This is a genomic window from Pseudomonas sp. P4_D7 (assembly GCF_056401755.1).
In genome coordinates, this window is the sequence record NZ_JBFUIR010000021.1 from 46566 (window position 1) to 68278 (window position 21713).

The following is a 21713-nucleotide window of genomic DNA, read 5'->3' on the forward strand; positions in this document are numbered from 1 at the left end:
ACGTCTGTAAAGGCGTCGGGTCTTTTATTTTTATACGGTGCCCCAGCGAATGTTCAGACCGTTATCGATCTTTATCGGCACGCGCTATACCCGCGCCAAGCGCCGCAATCGCTTTGTTTCGTTCATTTCGATGACCTCGATGATCGGCCTCGCCCTCGGCGTGCTGGCGATGATCGTGGTGTTGTCGGTGATGAATGGCTTCCAGCGCGAAATGAGCTCGCGCATCCTCGGCATGGTGCCCCACGCGACCATCGTTGGCGTCAAGCCGATCGATGACTGGCAGCCGGTGGCCGCCGCCGCGATGAAAAATCCTGAAGTGACTGCCGCCGTGCCGTTCACTGAGATGGAAGGCATGCTCTCCTACAAGGGCTTGATGCAGCCGATCCAGATCAGCGGCGTCGATCCTGCGCAGGAAGGCAAGGTGTCGATTGTTGCCCAGCACATCGTCCAGGGGCGTCTGGGTGCCTTGAAACCCGGCGAGTTCGGCGTGGTGATTGGCGAAATCACCGCCCGCCGTTTCCGTCTCAATGTTGGCGACAAGATCACCCTGATCGTCCCGGAAGTCAGCACTGCGCCGGGTGGCATCACCCCGCGCATGCAGCGTTTGAACGTTGTTGGCGTGTTCAAGGTTGGCGCCGAACTGGACGGCTCGATGGGCCTGATCCATGTGGCTGACGCCGCGACCATGCAGCATTGGCAGCCGAATCAGGTGCAGAGCGTGCGTCTGGCGGTGAAAGACCTGTACGCCGCGCCGAAAGTCTCTTCGGACATCGCCGCCGGCTTGGGCGCCGAGTTCAAGGCTGACGACTGGACCCACACCCAGGGCAGCCTGTTCAGTGCGATGAAGATGGAAAAAACCATGATCGGCCTGCTGTTGCTGATGATCGTCGCGGTGGCGGCGTTCAACATCATTGCGACCCTGATCATGGTGGTGAACGACAAGGGCGCGGACATCGCGATCCTGCGCACCATCGGTGCCACGCCACGGCAGATCATGGCGATCTTCATGGTCCAGGGCACCGTGATCGGTATTGTCGGCACCATTATTGGCGGCGTGCTGGGCGTGATCGCCGCGCTGAATGTCAGTCAGATCGTGGGCTGGATCGAGCGAGTCAGCGGGCAGCATATCTTCAGTTCGGATGTGTATTTCGTCAGCAATTTGCCGTCGGAATTGCAGGGTGGGGACGTGCTGTTGATCTGCTCGGCGGGCTTTATTCTGAGCTTTCTGGCTACGGTGTATCCGGCCTGGCGGGCGGCGAAGATCGAGCCGGCTCACGCCCTGAGATATTCGTAAGCAGACAGGCCGCTTTCGCGAGCAGGCTCGCTCCCACAGGGGATTTGTGAACGACGCAGATCCAATGTGGGAGCGAGCTTGCTCGCGAAGGGGCCGGAACTGCTGGCCTCAATCTCCCTTGGGCAACTCAATCACAAACCGCGTCCATCCTGCTTCAGATTCGCAATGAATCTGCCCACCATGGGCGCGGACGATCGACTGAGTAATCGCCAGCCCCAATCCCGCATGCTCACTGCTGCCTTCCTGCCGCGCCGGATCGGCCCGATAAAACCGGTCGAACAAGCGTGGCAGCAGCTCCGCAGAAATCCCCTCGCCACTGTTCTCTATTGAAACGCGCACAGCGTTCGGTTGCTCAACGATCCGCAAGCTCACATAGCCCTCAGCCGGGGTAAACCGCAGTGCGTTATCCAGCAAATTCGACAGCGCCCGGCGTAACATGCTGCGATCACCCTCGATCCGCGCACGGCCCTCGCGCGTCAGCTTGACCCCGGCGTCCTCCGCCAGCGGCGCAAAAAACTCCAAAAGCACATCCGTTTCATCCGCCAGTTCCAGCGCTTCGCGCTTGGGCATCAGCAAACCGTGGTCAGCCTTGGCCAGGTACAACATGTCGTTGACCAGTTGCGCCATCCATTGCAGCTCTTCGAGGTTGCTGTGCAGTACTTCGCGGTAATCCTCGATCGGCCGAGGGCGGGTGAGGGTGACTTGAGTGTGGGTTAGCAGGTTCGACAATGGCGTGCGCAACTCATGAGCGATGTCGGCGGAAAACGCCGAAAGCCGCTGAAACGAGTCGTCGAGGCGTGCGAGCATGGCGTTGAAGCTGTGGGCCATTTCCGCAAGCTCGGGCGGCATTTGCGCTTCCGGCAGTCGGGCATTCAGCGATTGGGCGGAAATCCCACGGGCGACCGCGCTCATGCGCCGCAATGGACGCAAGCCGCTGCGGGCCGCCCAGGCGCCGAGCAAGGCAGTGGCCAGCGCCGAGAGACCGACGGTCAGCCAAATCAGGTGCTGCATGCGTTGCAGGAAGTGTTGGTGATGGGTGATGTCCAGCAACAAGGACAATTGCGGTGAATCGGCTTTGTCCGGGTAGAGCGGGGCGTTGAGTACGCGATAGTCGCTGCCGTCGTTGCTAACTGTCGACAGGCCGGATTGTTGCGGTAAATCCTTGGGGATTTGCGTCGAACTGTCGTACCAGCGTTGGCCGTCGCCGCCAGTGATGCGCATCGATAGATCAGCCTGGCGACTCAGCTCATCCGCCAGCCGTGCTTCACGTTGGCCGGGTTGAAGATCCTGCAAGGCGCGGCGCAGGCCGATCAGTTTGCCGTCCAGTTGTTGCTGGTCGAGTTCAATGAAGTGCGCTTCGCTGGCACGGTTGAACAACACCCCGGCGAACAGCGAAACCACTGCCGTGCAGGCGGCAAACAACAGGGCCAGGCGTGAACTCAGGGACAAACGACGCATCAGGCGCCACGCTCTTCGAGCACGTAACCCATGCCGCGCACGGTGTGGATCAGTTTGTTGGGGAATTCGTCATCGATTTTCAGACGCAAACGGCGGATCGCCACTTCGATGACATTGGTGTCGCTGTCGAAATTCATGTCCCAGACCTGTGAGGCGATCAGCGATTTCGGCAGCACCTCACCCTGACGACGCAGAAGCATTTCCAATAGCGCGAATTCCTTGGCGGTGAGATCAATGCGTTGGCCACTGCGTTCGACCCGACGGCGAATCAGGTCCAGACGCAGATCGGCCAATTGCAGGCTGGTTTCTTGCGGTGTAGCACTGCCGCGACGCAACAGGCTGCGCACCCGCGCCAGAAGTTCGGAGAAGGCGAACGGTTTGACCAGATAGTCGTCGGCGCCCAGTTCCAGGCCATGCACCCTGTCTTCCACGGCGTCTTTGGCCGTCAGAAAAAGTACCGGCGTATCCAGCCCGGCGCTGCGCACCGCTTGCAGAATCTGCCAGCCGTTGCGGCCCGGCAGCATCACGTCGAGGATCAGCAGCGCATAATCACCGCTCAGTGCCAGTTGCTGACCGCTGTTGCCATCGGCCACCAGCTCCGTATTGAACCCGGCCTCGGTCAGGCCCTGGCGCAGGTATTGGCCGGTTTTCGCTTGGTCTTCGACGATCAACAGTTTCATGGGCAACTCGGGTTGTAGTAACTAAGGCTTTATATCGTGAGCGCGTGCGGTAAGCGCCAACCTGACAAAGTTGTAATCTGCCTGTCAGGTAGATGCCAGCGCAGGCCGGCTAGAGTTTCCCACAGGCTGAACCTTATCTTGTTGGAGAACGACCATGTTTTTACGCCAATCCCTGACGTTGGCTGCCTGTCTGTTGGCGCTGAGTTCGCCAGTGTGGGCCGCGCCAGCTCACACCTACGATTTTGGCCAGCCAGCACCTGCCGCCAACGCCACGCGCAGCATTGAAGTGGTGTTGAACGACATGTCGTTCGACCCCAAGGCGATTCAGATCAAGGCCGGTGAGACCGTTCGTTTTGTGCTGGTGAATAAAGGCCAGTTGTTGCACGAATTCAACCTCGGTGACGCAGCGATGCACGCCAAACACCAGCAGGAAATGTTGCAGATGCAGCAAAGCGGCATGCTTACGCCTACCGGTATGAAGGAAATGTCCCACGATATGGCTGGCATGGATCACGCAGCGATGGGCCACGGCATGAAGCACGATGACCCCAATAGCGTGTTGGTCGAGCCGGGCAAAACTGCCGAGCTGACCTGGACCTTCAGCAAGGCCACGAGCCTGGAATTCGCCTGCAATATTCCCGGGCATTATCAGGCGGGCATGGTCGGCAAACTGACGGTCAGTCAGTAAGCACTCAAAGGCGCGGGCAAAGACTGGTAGAATCCGCTGATTCTTCAGTCAGGTTTCCGCCATGCATCCCGCAGCCGAACATTCGCCGCTGGGCAAATCCAGCGAATACATCGCCACATACACGCCGTCCCTGCTGTTCCCGATTCCGCGCACCGCGAAATGGGCCGAACTGGGCCTGACCGCCGAAACCCTGCCGTATAAAGGTGTGGATTTCTGGAACTGCTTCGAGCTGTCGTGGCTGCTGCCGTCGGGCAAGCCGGTGGTGGCGATCGGCGAGTTCAGCATTCCGGCGGATTCGCCGAATATCATTGAGTCGAAGTCGTTCAAGTTGTACCTGAACTCGCTGAACCAGACGGCGTTTGCCGACGTTGCGAGCCTGGAGGCGACGCTGGTCAAGGATTTGTCGGCCGCCGCCGGTAAACCGGTGGGCGTTCGGGTCCGCAGCCTGAAGGACGTTGAAGCGGAAGGCGTCGTGGCATTGCCCGGCGTGTGCATTGATGATCTGGATATCAGCGTCAGCAACTATGAGCATCCGCGCCCGGAATTGCTGCGCTGCGATGATTCGCGGATTGTTGAAGAGACGGTCTATAGCCACCTGCTCAAATCCAATTGCCCGGTGACCAGTCAGCCGGACTGGGGCACGGTGGTGGTGGAATATCGTGGCTCGGCACTGGATCATGCGAGTCTGCTGGAATACATCGTCAGCTTCCGCCAGCATTCGGACTTCCATGAGCAGTGTGTGGAGCGGATTTTCCTCGATCTGCAGCGCTTGTTGAAACCCGAGAAATTAACGGTATTTGCACGTTACGTGCGTCGTGGTGGTCTGGATATCAATCCGTATCGCAGCACCGAAAGCGTACAGCTGCCGAACCACCGGCTCGTACGTCAATAAAGATCCAGAATGTGCGATATCCCATGAGGGAGCGAGCTTGCTCGCGAAGGCGTCGTGTCAGTCGACATCATCGTTGAATGACTCACCGCATTCGCGAGCAAGCTCGCTCCCACAGGGAAGTGTGTTTCAAGTCCGTGTCTAGTCCTGAAATAGGTTTACACCTATTCACCCCAACGCCCGATGCACCGCATCGGGCGTTTTGTATTTTAAGGAAAGGTGCGGCCGCTCTTGGTTGTAGATCGTAATAGCCTCCCGCACCATCTGTTCAGCCTGTTCTAGATTTTCTGGCCTGTAGAGCAGCAGCTCTGTTTTCAGAATGCCGTTAACCCGCTCTGCGAGAGCGTTTTGGTAGCAATCGTAGCCATCGGTCATTGAGCAAATGACGCCATGTTTGGCGTGCAGCTTCTGGTAGAGATCAGAGCAGTACTGTGCGCCGCGATCCGAGTGATGCACCAGTCGTTGGCTTGTTCGGCGCTCTTTTAGCGCCTTTCGGAAGGCTTGAGCCACGGATTTGGCGTGCAGGCTGTCATGCACGTGAAAGCCGACAATTTTTCTCGAGTAGGCATCGGTCACCAAACTTAAGTAAACAGATCCTTCTCGGGTGGGGATGTAGGTGATATCTGCTACCCAGACCTGTTCTGGGCCGGTCGCAATCACTTGTTGCGGGCCAGGTTTCAGGAGGTTGGGATGGCAGCGAAAGCGATGATGGCTGTYAGTCGTCTTGTGATAGGCCCGTTTTCTTCGTACCAGTTGGCGATGATCGCGCAAAACATCGAATAGACGATCCCTTCCAACATGCAGTTCTTGTCTCTCGCGTTTGGCATGCATCATCGAATGTAACTTACGAGTACCGATGCAGGGCTGACGTAAGCGGATCTCATGCACAAACTTGACGAGCTTCTGGTCTTGCTCAAGCCTGGATCGGTAGGCCCGATCTCGCTTGTAATAGGCTTGGCGACTTATTCCCATAAACTGGCAAGCCCTGCTGACACTCAGGGTTTGGGTTTGCGCAACGACTTGCCTGGCCGCTTTTTTACAACGGATACGCCATAGTCATTCTTCAGAACATCGACCACGTCTTCAAAAAACTTGGCTTTCTGATTGGCCAGCGCCAATTGTTCTTCAAGCTCTTTGATTCTCTGCTCAGGCGTTAGCGGCAAAGTTGGCTCGTCCATCGGTCGAGTCCTCTGAGAGCGAATGGAGGCGCCTTGGCTCCAATCCTGCCGACCATGCTTGCGTAACCAAACCAGAACCGTCGACCGGCCTTGAATCCCATAGCGCCGTTGAGCCTCTTTATAACTCAACTCGCCTTTTTCGACCTGATCGACAACCGACAATTTAAAAGTCAGCGTGTAATCGCGCTGACTGCGCTTTTCGCCCGTCTCCATTGCACCCTCCTGATAAGAAGCCAGAAGGTGTAAACCTTATTCAGGACGAGACACCGGAAATGAAAAAGCCCTGCCAGTGATGGCAGGGCTTTTTGCGTTTCGGGGGGAATCAGATCCCCATGCTGCCCAGCGCGTTGACGATATTGCGCAAGGTGCCAGCTATGGTTGGATGGTCAACTTCAAAGCGTTCAACGGCGAGGTTCACGCCGTCGGCAATGTTCGAATCGTTGGTCTTGGTTTCGAGTTCAAGTTCCAGTTCAATCTGCGCCATCAGCGCGTGCAAATCTTCCCGTTCAGCTTCCGACAGCGGCGGATTCTGCTCCAGCTGCTCGCGCAGGGTCTCGAGCTGTTTTTGCAGTTCTTGGGCGGGCATGGTGTTTTCCTTTTATCAATAGGCACTGGCATTGACCGCAGCCGCGCGCCAAAGGTCTATGGCTGACCTTTAGATTAATCCACTCCCGGCAAACCTGCATGACCCCGATCAGGGCTTTTCGCCTTTGAGGCGGCGCAGGCGGATGTCCGCCAGGCAAGTGTCGAGTTCACCCAGGTGATCGATTACCGAATGCACGCCCAGCCCGAATAACTGCACGGTGGCCTTGCCACGCAAGTGTTCGCGTTCTTTCTGGCTCAAGGCTTGCCATTCCTGAGGTGCCAGGCCGCAGAGCGAGCCGCAGGAGGCGAGGCCGATGGTCCACAGGCCGGCATTCAGTCCAGCTTCCAGCAGGCGCGGTTCGCCACTGACCAGCACGCAACCGTCCAGGCTGCCGACGTTCAGCGTCATCAATGCTTGCCAACAGGCGTTCGGGGCGGGCCATGGATTGATTGTTGCCGAATGTTGCGCAGGTTTGATCCACGCTGGCAATGAGACCGACAACGCTTGCGCGAGGGGCGGGGGCAATTCATCTAGCCAGGCGCAGGGAATCTGCTGGCGCTGCAGGCTGTGCAGGCTGTCGAGTGCGCCGGGTGTGGGCTCGGCATGCTCGGGCAGGGCGATCGTCTGTTGCCGGGCGCGAGCACCGAAATCCACCAGACAACCGCTGAGTCCGAACAGTACGGCCGTCAGGCTGGGGGCGGCGACGGGCAAGGTTTCGGCGTGTGTCATGGCAACGTCCCTGAAATAACGATCAGGCTAGGGCGTCTCAGTGACAGTTGGATGACAGAGGTGTGAAGGCGACGCGCGAAGCGTCCTACAGACTGCTTCATTGCGCAGACTGTCCAAACGGGCTTTTGCGCTTATACTAGCGACCTGAATACCCGGACCCAGAGGTCCGCGACAGTACCATTCCAAGGAGTTTTTCTATGCGCTGGAGCAATCCGCTCGCTCAGCTTTGTGTATGTGCCGGCCTGTTGCTGGCCCCGTTTGCCTCTCAGGCGGCAACGGAAGAAGACCCTTGGGAAAGCGTCAACCGTCCGATCTTCCAGTTCAACGACTTCGTTGACACCTACGCGCTGAAACCATTGGCGCAGGGCTATGAGTTCGTTACACCGCAGTTTCTCGAAGACGGCATTCACAACATGTTCCGCAACGTCGGTGACGTCACCAACCTTGCCAACAACATTCTGCAGGCCAAACCGGCTGCCGCTGGCGTCGACACTGCACGTCTGATCTTCAACACCACGTTCGGTCTGCTCGGCTTCTTTGATGTCGGCACCAAAATGGGCCTGAACCGCAGCGATGAAGACTTTGGTCAGACCCTCGGTTACTGGGGCGTCGGCAGCGGTCCGTACGTAATGCTGCCATTGCTCGGCCCAAGCACCCTGCGTGATGCACCGTCGAAATACGTCGACAGCTACACCGGTATGTACCGCTACATCGACGACGTGCCGGCGCGTAATTCGATCTTCGGCCTGAACATCGTCGACACCCGCGCGAGCCTGCTGTCGAGCGAGAAGCTGATCAGCGGCGACAAGTACACCTTCATCCGCAACGCTTACTTGCAGAACCGCGAGTTCAAAGTGAAGGATGGCCAGGTCGAAGACGATTTTTAATCTCGACCGGTAAAAAGAAAGGCGACCTCAGGGTCGCCTTTTTTGTGTGTAGCTATTTCATCTTCAGGATGGTCAGACCGAGTTTCTGGCCGCCGTCATCCTGTGCTCGAATCCAGACCACTTCGGTCTCGGCCTCAAGGCCGCTGAGTGCGGCGTGATCGGAGTCGATGCGCACGCTCAAACGATCACCGACCGCGAACTGGCGCGGTGCTTCGATCTGCATGCCGGTGCTGGAGAGGTCGATGCACACCCCTGAAACTTCATCACCTTCATGAATCAACACGACATCGGCATCGACCCGCATGCGGATGAAATCGCGCTTTTCGCTGTAGTCCCGACTGGTTTGACTCATAGGTTCGTCCTTCCATTGGGTTACGGTTTGAGCTGTTCTTATAACTCTCGGTGATTTGACAAGTAAAGTCGTCAAGCGACCATCGGCGCATGCTTGAAACGCTCTGCGGATGGGAGTACCGTCTGCGCCTTAGAAGGGCACCTCTGGTGCAACCGCGTTTGCAGTCAATGCTCGAAAGCGGTGCAGCAGAGAGGCTAGAAAGCGAATCCAGTAGTCTGCGCAGGGCCAGATGCCCCGCCAACTACGCCAACCTAATTCTGGCGCCGTTTGCCCACATGCCAAAAACCAGTGCCACGCTGCTGATAATCGATGATGACGAAGTAGTGCGCGCGAGCCTCGCGGCCTATTTGGAAGACAGTGGTTTCAGCGTCCTGCAGGCCAGCAACGGCCAACAGGGTCTTCAGGTATTCGAGCAAGACACGCCCGACCTGGTCATCTGCGATCTGCGCATGCCGCAGATGGGCGGTCTCGAACTGATCCGTCAGGTCACCGAGCGATCGCCGCAAACGCCGGTGATCGTGGTGTCGGGTGCCGGCGTGATGAACGACGCGGTCGAGGCCCTGCGCCTGGGCGCGGCGGATTACCTGATCAAGCCTCTCGAAGATCTGGCTGTGCTCGAGCACTCTGTGCGCCGGGCCCTCGATCGTGCGCGCCTGCTGCTGGAAAACCAGCGCTATCGCGAGAAGCTGGAGAAGGCCAACCGCGAGCTCGAGGCCAGCCTGAACCTGCTCCAGGAAGACCAGAACGCCGGTCGCCAGGTGCAGATGAACATGCTGCCGGAAAGCCCGTGGAGCATCGACGAGTTCAAGTTCGCGCACCAGATCATCCCGTCGTTGTACCTGTCGGGTGATTTTGTCGACTATTTCCGTGTCGACGAGCGCCGGGTCGCGTTTTACCTGGCCGATGTATCCGGGCATGGCGCTTCTTCAGCCTTCGTCACCGTGCTGCTGAAGTTCATGACCACGCGCTTGCTGTTCGAATCCAAGCGCAACGGCACATTGCCGGAATTCAAACCTTCTGAAGTCCTTGGTCATATCAACCGGGGGCTGATCAGTTGTAAGCTGGGTAAACACGTCACAATGGTCGGTGGAGTCATCGACGAGGAGACCGGTTTGTTGACCTATAGCATCGGCGGCCATCTGCCGTTGCCTGTGTTGTACACGCCTGACAGTGTTCGTTATCTCGAAGGGCGTGGTCTGCCGGTGGGCCTCTTCAATGAAGCCACCTACGAAGACCACGTGCTTGAGCTGCCGCCGACATTCAGCCTGACGCTGATGTCGGATGGCATTCTGGATCTTTTGCCAGAACCTACGCTCAAAGAAAAAGAAGCCGCTTTGCCTCAACGGGTGAAGTCGGCGGGCGGCAGCCTGGATGGTCTGCGGCAAGTGTTTGGATTGGCCACGCTAGGGGAGATGCCGGATGATATCGCCCTGTTGGTGTTGAGCAGGAATCTTTAATGAGTACCGGTAGAATCCAGTTCGCCGAGCAGGACGGCACCTTCGTCCTGAAGTTCGTCGGTGAAGTTCGCCTGACCCTGTGTTCGGCGTTGGATGCGACTATTGAGAAAATCTTCACCGCGCTGAATTTCAACGCGATCGTGATCGATTTGACCGAAACCCGCAGCATCGACAGCACGACGTTGGGCCTGTTGGCCAAACTGTCGATCCTGTCGCGGCAGAAGGTCGGCCTGCTGCCGACCGTCGTTACCACCCACGAAGACATCACCCGTCTGCTGCAATCGATGGGTTTCGAGCAGGTGTTCAACATCGTCAACCACCCGGTGCCATGCCCGGAGTGCCTGGACGACCTGCCTGATCAGGACCAGTCGGAAGAAGTGGTGCGGATCAAGGTGCTTGAAGCGCACAAGATCCTCATGGGCCTGAACGATTCCAACCGGGAAGCGTTTCATGACCTGGTGAATGCCCTCGAGCGGCATTGATCTCATGACGTGATGTTGTCTGGGCCGGCCTCTTCGCGAGCAAGCTCGCTCCCACACTGGATCAGTGTCGATCACCAATCCCCTTGTGGGAGCGAGCTTGCTCGCGAAGGCTTAAGTTCAGTCAACGCGGCTCCCAATGCAGAATAAAAAAGGGCGAACCTGTGAAGGTTCGCCCTTTTGCATTTCACCCACTCAAATCACAGCTTGGCCTGCAACAGCGCCTCAAGCTTCTCCTGGTCGCGAGCAAACTGACGGATGCCCTCAGCCAGTTTCTCGGTAGCCATCGCGTCTTCGTTGGACAACCAGCGGAACTGCGCTTCATTGAGGCTCAGACGGGCTTCACCGGCGTTGCCCGGTGCCAGTTTGCGCTCCAGCTTGCCGGTATCGGCCGCCAGCTTGTCGATCAGGTCCGGGCTGATGGTCAGGCGGTCGCAGCCGGCCAGTTGCTCGATCTGATTGAGGTTGCGGAAGCTCGCGCCCATGACCACGGTCTTGTAGTCATTGGCCTTGTAGTAGTTGTAGATGCGGGTGACCGACTGCACGCCCGGATCATCAGCGCCGGTGTAGTCGTTGCCGTTGGCCTTCTTGTACCAGTCGTAGATGCGGCCCACGAATGGCGAAATCAGGAACACGCCAGCGTCGGCGCAAGCGGCGGCCTGGGCGAAGGAGAACAGCAGGGTCAGGTTGGTCTGGATGCCTTCCTTCTCCAGCACTTCGGCGGCGCGGATGCCTTCCCAGGTCGAGGCGATCTTGATCAGTACGCGATCGCGGCCAATGCCAGCCTTGTCGTACAGCTCGATCAAGCGATGCGCGCGTTTGAGCACCGCATCTTTGTCGAACGACAGACGCGCATCCACTTCAGTGGAGATACGGCCCGGGATCACTTTGAGGATTTCCTGACCGACCGCGACGCCAAAGCGGTCGCTGGCCAGGCCGACATCGCCCTTGCAGTCGCTGACGCAAGCATTCAGCAGTTCGGCGTAGGCCGGAATGGCTGCCGCTTTGAGCAGCAGGGACGGGTTGGTGGTGGCGTCGACCGGTTTGACTCGGGCGATCGCTTCGAAGTCGCCGGTGTCGGCAACAACGGTGGTGAATTGTTTGAGTTGTTCCAGCTTGGAAGTCATGGGCGTGCTCTGTCCTATGGGTCTGATGACATTACCCGAGCGCTGACGGCCACTCAAGGGTAGGTGCGTGTATCGATGGCCCCTGCAGCAACAACCTGAAAACGATTGTTTGAAAGGCGGGGCGCGGTATCGATGAATACGATGCCAAAACAGCCAACAGGTTCAAAGCAACCGACCTGCGAACAGGCCGGTTGTGCATGCGCTACTGGGCGTTCAACAGGGCTTCGACGGACATACGCGCCGGTTTCGGCTGCCCGTCAGAGGTCAGCAGGCCGAAGTTCTTCTCGCGGTCGTTACTGCCCGAATCACTGTTCTTCCATTCATAAATGGACGTCAGCGGAATATTGAGCTTTTTAACATCGCCAATAAACGTGTTGATCTTGCTCGCTTGTCCTTCAGGCCCACCATTGGAGGCGAGCGCCGAGATGCCCCATTCACTGATGACTCCCGGCAGATGGAAGTTTTGCTGAATGAAGTTTTGCGCGTTGCTGATCTGCGTGGCGGTCATGCCGTAGGGGTGGTAGGACACGGCGCTCAGGCATTTGGGGTATTCGCTGACGATGCGGTTCAGCGCCACGGTTGCAGCCGAGCCTGCGCTAGGCGGGCGGGCGAAGCCGTAACCGATCACGGGTGTCGATGGAGGCTGCTCCTGCAGCGCCTTGCACACGCCGCTCATGAACGGCACAAACGTGGTGTCGAAATTGCGCGTCGGCCAGTAGGTTTCCAGGTCCGGCTCATTCCATAACTCGATCGCTACCAGTTGCGCGCTGTACGACTGTTGCAGCCCCGTCACGGCTTTGGCGAAGCCTTCACCGGCAGTGCTCAGCTCGGCGCTCGAGGTGGCGGGCAACGCCTTGATCGCGCGGACTGTCAGCAACACCGGCAGGCCCGCAGACTGGGCTGCGGCGAAGGCATCGCTGACCTGTTTCTGATAAGCCTTGGCTGTCAGGCTGTCGCTCCACACACCGAAGCGGACAAAACCGAAGCCTGCCGATTTGATCTGCGCGGCGTCGGCGGCCGTGAAGTTCTGGATCTTCACCTGCACGCCGATGTTCTTGGCTGGAAGGTTGGGAAACACTTCGCTAGCGTGAACCTGAGTCGTAGCCCCTGCCACCATCAACGCCAACGCGCCGAGTCTTTTGAGATGTGTTGGTTTCATGTCTGCTCTCCCGAAGAGAAGTGACAACTGCGAATAAATGATCTCGTTTCTCAATTTTCGAGTGAGGTGATGGCACTTAGTGCGCGAATGTTAGTTTTTGTCGGAAAACAATCACTCGAAAATCACAGTTATTTTTAGTCCGTTAATAGTGGTTGGGGGGCTTTTAAACGCTGTGGTACTTAATGCTTCGGTACTAACAGGGCGAATCTATTTCTGAGTGCAGGAAGATCTTGAGGGTTCATTCAATTGCTCTCGGATGTTGGCCGTTTGACATTACACAGGAAAGTAAAACCTTGTTCAGAAAGATCCTTGTCGTTTGCGTGGGCAATATATGCCGTAGTCCGACGGCAGAACTGATGCTGCGTAGCGCGCTCGCCCCCTCGGCGATCACCGTTTCCTCCGCAGGCCTGTCGGCGCGGGTGGGCGAGGGTGTAGAAGCGTCCGCCCGGCAAGTGCTCGAAGACCATGGCCATAACACCGAAGGCTTCATGGCACGGCAACTGACCGCAGACATCGTCAATGAATCAGACCTGATTCTGGTCATGGAAAAACAGCATGTTAATCAAGTACTGAAGATTGCCTCTCACGCCAGAGGCAAAGTGTTTCTGCTCGGCAAGTGGCAGAGCGAGCGCGAAATACAGGACCCGTATCGTCAAGGCAAGGCCGCTTTTATTCATGCCCATGCATTGATTGAAGATGCTGTTAGTTCATGGGCGCAGCGCCTCGGGCATTGATGAATATTCTTCAGATCAGTGAATGGTAAGAACAGACTTATGCAGTTACCGTCAGTAATCGGCACCCGTGACAACGATCAAGACAGTATTGATCTGCTCGGCATATTTGGCAGCCTGATCGATCAGAAATGGTTGATCGGCGCACTGACCGGGGCCTTTATGGTGACCGGCGTGGCCTATGCGGTTTTGGCCACGCCCGTGTACCTGGCCAATGCGCTGGTGCAGGTCGAGCCGAAAAAGAACGACATGCTCGGGTTTTCCGACCTCAACAGCATGCTCGGTGGGCAATCGCCGTCGGTGACCGAAATCGGCATCATCAAATCCCGCGCGGTGATCGGCAAAACCGTCGACGACCTGCGGCTGGACATCGATGTCACCCCCAACACCTTCCCGATGATTGGCGGCTTCCTCGCCCGGCGTTATCGCGGCGAGACTGAAACCAGCGTTGCTGCGCCGCGTTTCGGTCTGAACAGTTACGCCTGGGGCGGTGAGCGCCTGGAGTTTGCCCGGCTCAATCTGCCGAAAGAACTGTTGGGCAAGAAACTCACCCTGATCGCCGGCGAACAGAAGCACTTCCAGTTGCTCGATGACAACGACAATCTGCTGGTCGAAGGCGTCGCCAGCGAAGCGTTCGCGCAGGACGGCGTAGAAGGGCAGATCACTCAGTTGTTGGCCAATCCCGGTACGCGTTTCGAAGTGGTGCGCAATCCGCGAATCGTGACCATTCAGGGTTATCAGGACGCGCTGGATATCTCCGAGCAGGGCAAGGAATCGGGAATTATCAAACTGGCGCTGGCCAGCAGCGACGCCGCTGAAGCGGTGAAGATCCTCAACAAGATCRCCGCGCTGTACGTCGATCAGAACGTGCGCCGCACCTCGGCCGAAGCAGCGCAGAGTCTGGCTTTCCTGCAAAGCCAGTTGCCGCAGGTCAAGCGTGATCTGGCCAAGGCCAGCGATGCGTTGAACGCCTATCAGACCCACGGCAAGACCGTGAACATCTCGCTGGAAACCCAGTCGGTGCTCGGTCAGTCGGTAGCGCTGGAAACGCGGATCTCCGAGCTGAAAATGCAGCAGGCGGAGATGGATCGCAAGTTCACCAAACAGCACCCGGCCTATCGCGCGTTGATGAGCCAGATCGGCGAACTGACCCAGCAACAGAAATCGCTGGAAGGCAAAGTCGGCGATTTGCCCGCGACCCAACAAGAGCTGCTCAACCTGACCCGCGATGTCGAAGTGGCGTCGCAGATCTACACGCAGTTGCTGAACAAATCCCAGGAGCTGGACATCGTCCGCGCCGGTGCCGTGGGTAACGTGCGTCTGGTCGACGCAGCGGATGTCGACCTGACCAGTCCGGTCAAACCGAAAAAAGCCCTGATCGTGCTGATCGCCACCTTCCTCGGCGCTTTTGTCGGCGTGGCGCTGGTGCTGCTGCGCAAATCCCTGAGCCGTGGTCTGGAAGGCCCGGAAGCCATCGAGCAACTCGGTTTGCCGGTGTACGCGTCGATTCCGTACAGCGCCTTGCAGGATGAAGAAGACAACAAAAAAGGCCGCGCCCGCGACGGTGTCGACAAACCGGCGTACCTGCTGGCCCTGCGTAATCCCACGGATCTGTCGATTGAATCGATCCGCAGCCTGCGCACCTGCCTGCATTTCGCCGGGCTCGATTCGACCAACAACCGCATCATGATTTCCGGGCCGAGCCCACAGGTCGGCAAGACCTTCGTCTCGTCCAACCTCGCCGCGGTCATGGCGTTGAGCGGTCAGCGCGTGGTGCTGATCGATGCCGACATGCGCAAAGGTCACCTGCACAAAACCCTCAACACGCCGATCACCAACGGCTTGTCCGATCTGCTGGTCAAGCGCTGCAGCATCGATCAGGCAATCAACAAGGTCGAAATCGACAACCTGCACTTCATCAGCCGTGGCCAGGTGCCGCCGAATCCTTCCGAGCTGTTGATGCACGCCAACTTCCGCGAGCTGTTGGCGGAACTGAGCGAGCGCTACGACCTGGTGATCATCGATACGCCGCCGCTGCTGGCGGTGACCGATGCGGCCATCGTCGGCCGTGAAGCCGGGATCAGCCTGATCGTCACGCGCTTCGGGGTGAACCCGGCCAAAGAGATCGAACTGACCATTCGCCGCTTCGCGCAGAACGGCATCGAGTTGAAAGGCGCGGTGTTCAACGGCGTCGAGAAGCGTGCGGCCAGCTACTACGGCAATGGCGGTTACGGCTATTACAACTACGAATACGCGTCCGACAAATCCTGACTGTCAGCGACTGTTTTTTCCTGTTTGAAGTGGGTGATTTGTGAAGAAAATACTGCACGTGGCAGAGACGATCAAAGGTGGCGTCGCGACGGTGATCCGGACGATTTCGGCTTCGCCTGAAGGTGATGCGGCGAACTACGAGTTGGTGTACCTGGTCCCGGACGATCAGGCCAAAGAGTTGCACGGCATCGGCGCGCAGCAGATCCGCACCTTTCCCCGCACTGGACGCAATGTGCCGTCGTTGCTGCGTTTCGCCTGGCGTTTGACCCAGGTGATGCTCAAGGAAAAACCCGACGTGGTGCATTTGCACAGCACCTTTTCCGGCGTGATCGGGCGATGCGTATGTGTGCTGTTGCGACCGTGGCGCAAGCCGAAAATCGTCTACTGCCCGCACGCGTTTTCGTTCCTGATGGAAAGCTCGCCGACCAAGCAAAAAGTCTATGCATGGATTGAGCGGGTACTGCAGAAAGTCACCGATGTGATCATTTGCGTCAGCCAGTATGAACTCGATAAAGCCGCGCGCTTCGGTATCGAGCGCAAGCGCATGAAGCTGATCTACAACGGCATTCACCACAAGGATGACGCGCCGAAAGCGGCGAGTCCCGAGCCGATTCATCTGCTCTTCGTCGGTCGCCTCGATTATCAGAAAGGCTTCGACGTGTTGCTCAAGGCCTTCGCCAACGTGCAGCGCAAAGACTTGAAGCTGACCGTGGTCGGCAGCGCGGTGAACGAGGACGCGGTGGAGTGCCCGCCGATGGACTCTGTTGAATACCTGCCATGGGTCACGCCGAGCGAAGTGCAGGCGCTGTACCAGAAAGCCGATGCGCTGATCGTGCCGAGTCGCTGGGAAGGTTTCGCCATGGTGCCGCTGGAAGGCATGGCCATGGGTTTGCCGGTAATCGCCAGCAACTGCACCTCGCTGCCGGAACTGGTCACCAATGAAGTCTCCGGTTATGTCTTCCCGTCCGGTGATCACCAGGCATTGGCCGACGTGCTGACGATTATCCAGAAACCACGCTTGCTCGACCTCGGCAACGAAGGACGGAGCATTGTCCGCGAGCGTTTCAGCGCCGCGTTGATGATTCGCCAGACCTACGACCTGTATCGCGCTCCCACTTTTTAAGTAGAACTCAAGCATATGAACGTAACGATTTTGCATGGCTACAGTGCGTCCAACTCCGGTGACGGCTTGCTCGTCGATCTGGCCATTGCCCTGGTGCAGCGCAACTTTGGCGAAGACACCGCGATCAGTGTCGTGGCTTCCGATCCGGATTCTTTCAGCTACTTGCCGCACCCGCGTTTCGACGCGCCGGTGATGGCGGCCAAGGGTTTTGGCCGGGTCAAGCAAGCGGTGTTTCTCAATCAGTCCTACGCCGGGCTGGCGGATCTGTTGAAGAAAACCGACCTGATCGTCGGCGTCGGCGGCGGCTACATGCGCTCAAAAAGTGCTTTCGAACATATCAAGTTGAAACTCGGCCACGCCAAGCAACTGGAAACCGCGATCCTCAGCAAAGTGCCGTCGGTGTACCTGCCGCAAAGCATCGGCCCGTTCCACGGCGAGAGCAGCAAAATCGTCGAGCACTACGCCAGTGCCGACGCGGTGTTCGTCCGTGACAACCGCTCTTCGGCCATTTTCGATGCCTGCGCAAACGTCTACCGCGCGCCGGATCTGGCGGTGCAGTCGCTGGCGAGCAAAATCCTCCAGCAAGCGAAATTCACCCGCTGTGCGTCGTCGCCAGCCACGGTCTGCGTGGTACTGCGCAAGCCGCCGGAGTGGAGCAAGGAAAAGAAAGTCGCTTACGTCGCCAATCTGAAGTTGCTGCTGCAGCGCCTGAAGAACAAAAGCAAAGTGGTCTGCGCCGTACAGAGCGCGGTACGCGGCAACGATGACGGTGCGTTCTATCGCGAGCTGGGCATTAGCGAAGACTTGCTGTCGTTGAAGGCGACGATTGCCAAGTATCAGCCGGACCTGGTGATTTCCGTACGCCTGCACGGCGCTATCGAATCGCTGCTTTCCGGCGTGCCGGCGTACCACATCAGCTACGAACGCAAAGGCTTCGGCGCCTATCAGGACATGGGCGTGGAAGACTGGGTGATCAACGGTGGCGACATCAATGTCGACACCATCATCGACACGGTTTACGCGCCGAATGCGTTGTCGAATTTCGGCAAGCGCCTCACCGATACCTGCCGTGAAATCGAGGCAAAAACCGTGGCCATGGACGAGATCATCAAAGGTGTCGTTCGATGATATTTCGGCTACTGCTTCGCGGCGGTGCATTGGGCGCGAAGTTTTTGCTGGTGTTGGCGATCACCCATTACCTCGGGTATGAAGCGCTGGGTTTTTACGGTGTGGTGGTCGCCGCTTCGTTGATCGCCTCGAAGTTCTACAGTGTCGGTTTCAGTTCCGAGATCAATCGCTTGATCAGTGTCGGCGGCAGTTCGCGCCGCGTGGTCGACAAGGTGCTGCTGCTGTACCTCGCCGTTGGCGTGATCTTGTCGGTGGTGACGGTGMTGATTTATTCGCTGTTCCAGCAAGTCGAAGCGAGCGCCGCGCTGATCCTTTGTGTGACGCTGGTGTTGCTCACTGAGCATCTGTCGTTCGAGATCAACTCGTTCGTGTTTTCCGCGCAGAAAGCCACGGCGGGCGCATTGCTTTTCTTTATCAAGACCGGCCTGTGGGCGGTGTTGGCGGTAGGCGGGATGATGCTCGGTTGGGTCTCGGGAATCGCCAGTGTGTTGTGGTTGTGGGTCGCCGCCAACGTGCTGGTGATCATCGCCGGTTACCTGATCGTGGTGAACGTTCATCACGGCCGGGAAACCGGGACACTGGCCACTGCTACTGTATGGAAAGCGGGATTACCGTTTTACCTCGGCACCGGGTTGATCGCGTTGAGTCAATGCGCCGAGCGGTTTCTGATCGCCGACCTCGAACCGTACGCCAAACTGGGTCAATACGTGTACGCGTGGTCAGCAGCCAACACCTTGCAGGCGCTGTCGTATGCGGTAGTGGCGGTGATCGGGATTCCGTTGTTGGCCAAGCGTTTTCAAGCCGATCAGCAGGCGTTCACGGTCAAGCAGTTGTTCGTCAACAAGTGGGTCATGCGCTCGCTGGTGGTGTCGGCGGCGGTGGCGGTGGCGATCTATGTGTTTTTCAACGTGGTGCTCGATTACGTCGCCACCAGCGTGCCGCGTCCGGACAATGCGATCCTCGGCGTGCTGATTTTTTCCTTCGCTTTGCGCGCGATTGGCGACATCGTCTGGGGCGGTTTGATTGCCTCGAAAAACAGCCGCGTATCGCTCGCCAGCGCGGCGATCTGTCTGCTGGTTTCGGTGCCGGTCAGCTATGTGTTGATCAAGCACTATTCGATCTACGGCGCGGCGTGGGGCAACGTCTTCGCGATCATCGTGCAACTGCTGGTGATTGCCGTGCTGACCCGCGCAACGGCCGGGAAAAAGGCTGCGTTGTCATGGGCCTGAAACTGCCGTGCATCGAGTTTCGCGGCAAGCGACTCGATTCGTATGTCTCGTTCCTGATCCTCTTCACCGGGCTGTTTCTGTCGGTGGCGATGCCGCTGTTGATTCCACGTGATCCGGGACCGGATGCGATGACGTTGTGGTCGTCCTACGCCCGCGCCGACAACTGCAATTTCTGGAACCCGTTCTCGCCGGATCGCTCGTCCTACGAGTGTTCGGCATTCCTGCTGCGGCCTACCGGGATCAACCTGACCAATGCCTGGGCCTACGGCATGTTCTGCAATTTTTTCCTCACGGCGATTCCGGTGGTGGTTTTTCGGCGCATGCCGTTGGCGATCTTCGGCACCCTGTGCCTGTGGGGCATCGTGCGCTCGTTCTTCCTTGAGAACCTGACCAAGGAAATCATTGTGTCGGTGGCGGTGTTGAGCATTTTGCTCAGCTCGCTGACGCGAAAATATCGCGGCGGATTTTTCCTCTCGGCAGTGATCTACGGCGTGCTGATTCGGCCCTACTGGATTTTGTTTTCGCTGTCGTGGGTCGGTGTCTGTGTGATGAAAAAGTACGTGTCGCGCACGACGTTCTTTCTGATGCTGTTCCTGTTTTATCTGGCGGTGGCGATGTCGATCCAGCTCGCCCTGGGCTTTCCGGTGTCGTCGATCCGCGCCAGTAACAACGAGTTGCGCACGGCGGGCGAGGAGGGCTCGAAATCGTTGATCGTGTCGTGGCTCAGCGGCAGCGACTTCGTTTCGCAGGCGCTGGACTCGATGATCATCTTCTTCCGCCTGTCGTTCCCGGTGGAGCTGATTCTGCTGTCGGGGCCGGGGCAGGTGATCTTCGTCGCGTTGATGATCATGACCGCGTTGCTGCTGTTCAAAGTCATCACCTCGACCGATTACAAAGGCGCGCCGATCCAGACCAAACCCAAGGAACTGATCGCGATTCCGCTGGCGTTTCTGCTGGTGCAAGGCCTGTTCGAGCCGGACTTCGGCTCCTTCGCCCGGCACTTCTCGATGGTGGTGCCGGTGTTGTTTGTCGGTCTGGGCTTGATGCTGCGGGCGAACAAACCGGTGCAGGTTGAATCAAGAATTCTGAATTGAGGCAGGTGCTTTATGTCGAGCAAGAAAAAGTCCCTGGAGATTGAAACCCTGCGTGGCCTGGCGTGCCTGTTGCTGGTGCTCTATCACGTCATCGGCCCGCTGGGCGGCGGGTTGAAGATCGATATCGGCTCGCCGTTCCGGGTGCTCGCCGATTCGATGGTGTACGTACGCATGCCGTTGTTCACCTTCATCTCCGGGTACATCTATTCGATTTACAAAATCCGCGGCAATGACTTTTCCAAGTTTTTCAGCGGCAAGGTGCGGCGCTTGATCGTGCCGCTGTTTTGCGTCGGTGTACCGTTCTCGGTGTTGCAAGCGGTGGGGCCGGGGGTGAACAAGGATGTCGGGGTGATCGACGCGCTGTTGTCGTTCTGGGTGCCGATCAACCACTTTTGGTTCCTGCAGGCGGTGTTCATCATTTTCATGTTCGTCGGGCTGCTGGAGTGGCGCGGGATGTTGCGGTCGGCGACGCGCTTGTATGGGCTGTTTGCGTTTGCGGCAGTGTTGTTTCTGCTGCCGCCGTTCAAGTTCGACGCGTTCGGGATCAACGGGGCGATTTATCTGTTGCCGTTTTTTGTCGCGGGGATGATTGGCCAGGAGAACGTCGATGCGCTGAAGCAACGCTTCAAGGTGATCGGGCCGTTGGTGTTTGTGTTGATCTCGCTGATGTTGTTGTATGTGGCAGCGATTGATCGTGAGTTGATTGTTGATCGCCGTAGCCTGATCGGTCTGACCGTGGGTTGCGTGTCCTGTATTGCGCTGCTGTCGAGTGATATGCGCTCGAAAGCGCTGACCTGGCTGGGTGGCTATTCCTATGCGATCTTTCTGTTCCATATGCTGTTCGCGGCGACGTCGCGGTTGGTGCTGGGGCGGTTGGGGGTGAAGGATGAAAGTTTGCTGGTGCTCGGTGGTTTGACCTTTGGTTTGCTCGGGCCGGTGCTGTTGTCGATGATTTTCAGCCGATTCAATTTCACCTCGGTGTTGTTCCTTGGGGAGCGGGCGGCGAAGAAGAAACCGTTGGTGCCTGTCACCCCAGTGGTGCAACCACAAAACAGCTAAGAGCTTCGCGAGCAAGTCGAATCGTCGCACCGTCGCTCCCACAGGTTTTTTTGGTGTACACAGATTTAGCGGATGACCGCGACAAATGTAGGAGTGAGCCTGCTCGCGATAGCGT

At 57.9% G+C, this 21713-nt stretch carries 21 protein-coding genes; 13 read left to right on the forward strand and 8 right to left on the reverse strand.

Features of this window, described 5'->3' with window-relative positions; translation table 11 throughout:
- Positions 1-49: 49 nt before the first annotated feature.
- Entirely contained in the window at positions 50-1294 is a 1245-nt protein-coding gene (locus AC1DVF_RS15555; protein WP_477782728.1) for a lipoprotein-releasing ABC transporter permease subunit, read from the forward strand.
- Between the two features lie 108 nt (positions 1295-1402).
- Here AC1DVF_RS15555 and AC1DVF_RS15560 read toward each other — a convergent pair whose 3' ends face one another.
- Positions 1403-2752 (reverse strand): heavy metal sensor histidine kinase, encoded by a 1350-nt coding sequence (locus tag AC1DVF_RS15560; protein ID WP_477782729.1) that lies wholly within the window; start codon positions 2750-2752, stop codon positions 1403-1405.
- The gene (locus AC1DVF_RS15565; protein ID WP_116256588.1) at positions 2752-3432 is read right to left on the reverse strand and encodes a heavy metal response regulator transcription factor; all 681 of its coding nucleotides are present in this window, start codon (positions 3430-3432) and stop codon (positions 2752-2754) included. The genes AC1DVF_RS15560 and AC1DVF_RS15565 overlap by 1 nt, the downstream gene beginning before the upstream one ends.
- A 154-nt stretch (positions 3433-3586) precedes the next feature.
- Between AC1DVF_RS15565 and copI the strand changes: the two genes are divergently transcribed.
- On the forward strand, positions 3587-4120 hold the full coding sequence (copI, locus tag AC1DVF_RS15570; RefSeq protein WP_186624457.1) for a copper-resistant cuproprotein CopI: 534 nt from the start codon (positions 3587-3589) through the stop codon (positions 4118-4120).
- A gap of 61 nt (positions 4121-4181) precedes the next feature.
- Positions 4182-5012, forward strand: a complete 831-nt coding sequence (gene queF, locus AC1DVF_RS15575; RefSeq protein WP_460091617.1) for an NADPH-dependent 7-cyano-7-deazaguanine reductase QueF — start codon at positions 4182-4184, stop codon at positions 5010-5012.
- A gap of 165 nt (positions 5013-5177) precedes the next feature.
- Here queF and AC1DVF_RS15580 read toward each other — a convergent pair.
- The 3 genes from AC1DVF_RS15580 to AC1DVF_RS15590 all read right to left on the reverse strand — a co-directional run bounded on the left by AC1DVF_RS15580 (position 5178) and on the right by AC1DVF_RS15590 (position 7502).
- Positions 5178-6400 (reverse strand): IS3 family transposase gene (locus AC1DVF_RS15580; protein WP_477782730.1). Its coding sequence is split into 2 segments (ribosomal slippage): positions 5178-6049 and positions 6049-6400, totalling 1224 coding nucleotides; the frame shifts between segments, so codons are not numbered across the junction.
- Between the two features lie 109 nt (positions 6401-6509).
- Complete coding sequence (locus AC1DVF_RS15585) at positions 6510-6773, reverse strand: DUF4404 family protein (protein ID WP_116256590.1); 264 nt, start codon at positions 6771-6773, stop codon at positions 6510-6512.
- A 108-nt stretch (positions 6774-6881) separates the two neighbouring features.
- Entirely contained in the window at positions 6882-7502 is a 621-nt protein-coding gene (locus AC1DVF_RS15590) for an HAD superfamily inactivated hydrolase PcrP (protein ID WP_186624454.1), read from the reverse strand.
- A gap of 197 nt (positions 7503-7699) precedes the next feature.
- Here AC1DVF_RS15590 and AC1DVF_RS15595 point away from each other — a divergent pair, with 197 nt between their 5' ends.
- Positions 7700-8389, forward strand: coding sequence for an MlaA family lipoprotein (locus tag AC1DVF_RS15595; protein ID WP_093433716.1), 690 nt, complete (start codon positions 7700-7702; stop codon positions 8387-8389).
- 52 nt (positions 8390-8441) lie between these two features.
- Here AC1DVF_RS15595 and AC1DVF_RS15600 read toward each other — a convergent pair whose 3' ends face one another.
- Complete coding sequence (locus tag AC1DVF_RS15600) at positions 8442-8741, reverse strand: PilZ domain-containing protein (protein WP_093433719.1); 300 nt, start codon at positions 8739-8741, stop codon at positions 8442-8444.
- A gap of 275 nt (positions 8742-9016) precedes the next feature.
- On the opposite strand from AC1DVF_RS15600, the gene rssB reads away from it, so the two are divergent.
- Both rssB and rssC read left to right on the forward strand, forming a co-directional pair.
- Positions 9017-10198 (forward strand): two-component system response regulator RssB, encoded by a 1182-nt coding sequence (rssB, locus tag AC1DVF_RS15605; RefSeq protein ID WP_016986724.1) that lies wholly within the window; start codon positions 9017-9019, stop codon positions 10196-10198.
- Complete coding sequence (gene rssC, locus AC1DVF_RS15610; RefSeq protein WP_003226553.1) at positions 10198-10680, forward strand: anti-sigma factor antagonist RssC; 483 nt, start codon at positions 10198-10200, stop codon at positions 10678-10680. Before rssB ends, rssC begins: the two co-directional genes overlap by 1 nt.
- Positions 10681-10877: 197 nt before the next feature.
- Here the strand turns inward: rssC and tal are convergent, their stop codons facing one another.
- Positions 10878-11804 carry a transaldolase gene (tal, locus tag AC1DVF_RS15615; RefSeq protein WP_016986723.1) on the reverse strand — a complete coding sequence of 309 codons (927 nt, stop codon included), beginning with the start codon at positions 11802-11804 and terminating at the stop codon, positions 10878-10880.
- Positions 11805-12006: 202 nt separating this feature from the next.
- Positions 12007-12963 carry a cellulase family glycosylhydrolase gene (locus AC1DVF_RS15620; protein ID WP_477782731.1) on the reverse strand — a complete coding sequence of 319 codons (957 nt, stop codon included), beginning with the start codon at positions 12961-12963 and terminating at the stop codon, positions 12007-12009.
- A 293-nt stretch (positions 12964-13256) separates the two neighbouring features.
- Here AC1DVF_RS15620 and AC1DVF_RS15625 point away from each other — a divergent pair, with 293 nt between their 5' ends.
- From AC1DVF_RS15625 to AC1DVF_RS15655, 7 genes are read left to right on the forward strand one after another with little or no spacing between them, the layout of a single operon-like run.
- On the forward strand, positions 13257-13697 hold the full coding sequence (locus AC1DVF_RS15625; protein WP_186624451.1) for a low molecular weight protein-tyrosine-phosphatase: 441 nt from the start codon (positions 13257-13259) through the stop codon (positions 13695-13697).
- Positions 13698-13736: 39 nt separating this feature from the next.
- Positions 13737-15965 (forward strand): polysaccharide biosynthesis tyrosine autokinase, encoded by a 2229-nt coding sequence (locus AC1DVF_RS15630; RefSeq protein WP_477782732.1) that lies wholly within the window; start codon positions 13737-13739, stop codon positions 15963-15965.
- A gap of 40 nt (positions 15966-16005) precedes the next feature.
- A complete protein-coding gene (locus AC1DVF_RS15635) occupies positions 16006-17088 on the forward strand; it encodes a glycosyltransferase (protein ID WP_095050484.1) in 1083 nt (360 codons plus the stop codon).
- Between the two features lie 15 nt (positions 17089-17103).
- Positions 17104-18216, forward strand: a complete 1113-nt coding sequence (locus AC1DVF_RS15640; protein ID WP_414926296.1) for a polysaccharide pyruvyl transferase family protein — start codon at positions 17104-17106, stop codon at positions 18214-18216.
- Positions 18213-19445 carry an MATE family efflux transporter gene (locus tag AC1DVF_RS15645; RefSeq protein WP_477782733.1) on the forward strand — a complete coding sequence of 411 codons (1233 nt, stop codon included), beginning with the start codon at positions 18213-18215 and terminating at the stop codon, positions 19443-19445. Before AC1DVF_RS15640 ends, AC1DVF_RS15645 begins: the two co-directional genes overlap by 4 nt.
- Positions 19436-20539, forward strand: a complete 1104-nt coding sequence (locus AC1DVF_RS15650) for a hypothetical protein (protein WP_016986717.1) — start codon at positions 19436-19438, stop codon at positions 20537-20539. The genes AC1DVF_RS15645 and AC1DVF_RS15650 overlap by 10 nt, the downstream gene beginning before the upstream one ends.
- 12 nt (positions 20540-20551) lie before the next feature.
- Positions 20552-21598, forward strand: a complete 1047-nt coding sequence (locus AC1DVF_RS15655; protein WP_477782734.1) for an acyltransferase family protein — start codon at positions 20552-20554, stop codon at positions 21596-21598.
- Positions 21599-21713 lie beyond the last annotated feature (115 nt).

What these genes read in the sequence shown, in the direction of transcription:
- AC1DVF_RS15655 (WP_477782734.1), top strand. Translation starts at nt 20,552, where the DNA reads ATGTCGAGCAAGAAAAAGTCCCTGGAGATTGAAACCCTGCGTGGCCTG.
- AC1DVF_RS15620 (WP_477782731.1), bottom strand. Translation starts at nt 12,963, where the DNA reads ATGAAACCAACACATCTCAAAAGACTCGGCGCGTTGGCGTTGATGGTG.
- AC1DVF_RS15640 (WP_414926296.1), top strand. Translation starts at nt 17,104, where the DNA reads ATGAACGTAACGATTTTGCATGGCTACAGTGCGTCCAACTCCGGTGAC.
- AC1DVF_RS15595 (WP_093433716.1), top strand. Translation starts at nt 7,700, where the DNA reads ATGCGCTGGAGCAATCCGCTCGCTCAGCTTTGTGTATGTGCCGGCCTG.
- rssB (WP_016986724.1), top strand. Translation starts at nt 9,017, where the DNA reads ATGCCAAAAACCAGTGCCACGCTGCTGATAATCGATGATGACGAAGTA.
- AC1DVF_RS15555 (WP_477782728.1), top strand. Translation starts at nt 50, where the DNA reads ATGTTCAGACCGTTATCGATCTTTATCGGCACGCGCTATACCCGCGCC.
- AC1DVF_RS15590 (WP_186624454.1), bottom strand. Translation starts at nt 7,502, where the DNA reads ATGACACACGCCGAAACCTTGCCCGTCGCCGCCCCCAGCCTGACGGCC.
- AC1DVF_RS15600 (WP_093433719.1), bottom strand. Translation starts at nt 8,741, where the DNA reads ATGAGTCAAACCAGTCGGGACTACAGCGAAAAGCGCGATTTCATCCGC.
- AC1DVF_RS15560 (WP_477782729.1), bottom strand. Translation starts at nt 2,752, where the DNA reads ATGCGTCGTTTGTCCCTGAGTTCACGCCTGGCCCTGTTGTTTGCCGCC.
- queF (WP_460091617.1), top strand. Translation starts at nt 4,182, where the DNA reads ATGCATCCCGCAGCCGAACATTCGCCGCTGGGCAAATCCAGCGAATAC.
- AC1DVF_RS15650 (WP_016986717.1), top strand. Translation starts at nt 19,436, where the DNA reads ATGGGCCTGAAACTGCCGTGCATCGAGTTTCGCGGCAAGCGACTCGAT.
- AC1DVF_RS15565 (WP_116256588.1), bottom strand. Translation starts at nt 3,432, where the DNA reads ATGAAACTGTTGATCGTCGAAGACCAAGCGAAAACCGGCCAATACCTG.
- copI (WP_186624457.1), top strand. Translation starts at nt 3,587, where the DNA reads ATGTTTTTACGCCAATCCCTGACGTTGGCTGCCTGTCTGTTGGCGCTG.
- tal (WP_016986723.1), bottom strand. Translation starts at nt 11,804, where the DNA reads ATGACTTCCAAGCTGGAACAACTCAAACAATTCACCACCGTTGTTGCC.
- AC1DVF_RS15585 (WP_116256590.1), bottom strand. Translation starts at nt 6,773, where the DNA reads ATGCCCGCCCAAGAACTGCAAAAACAGCTCGAGACCCTGCGCGAGCAG.
- rssC (WP_003226553.1), top strand. Translation starts at nt 10,198, where the DNA reads ATGAGTACCGGTAGAATCCAGTTCGCCGAGCAGGACGGCACCTTCGTC.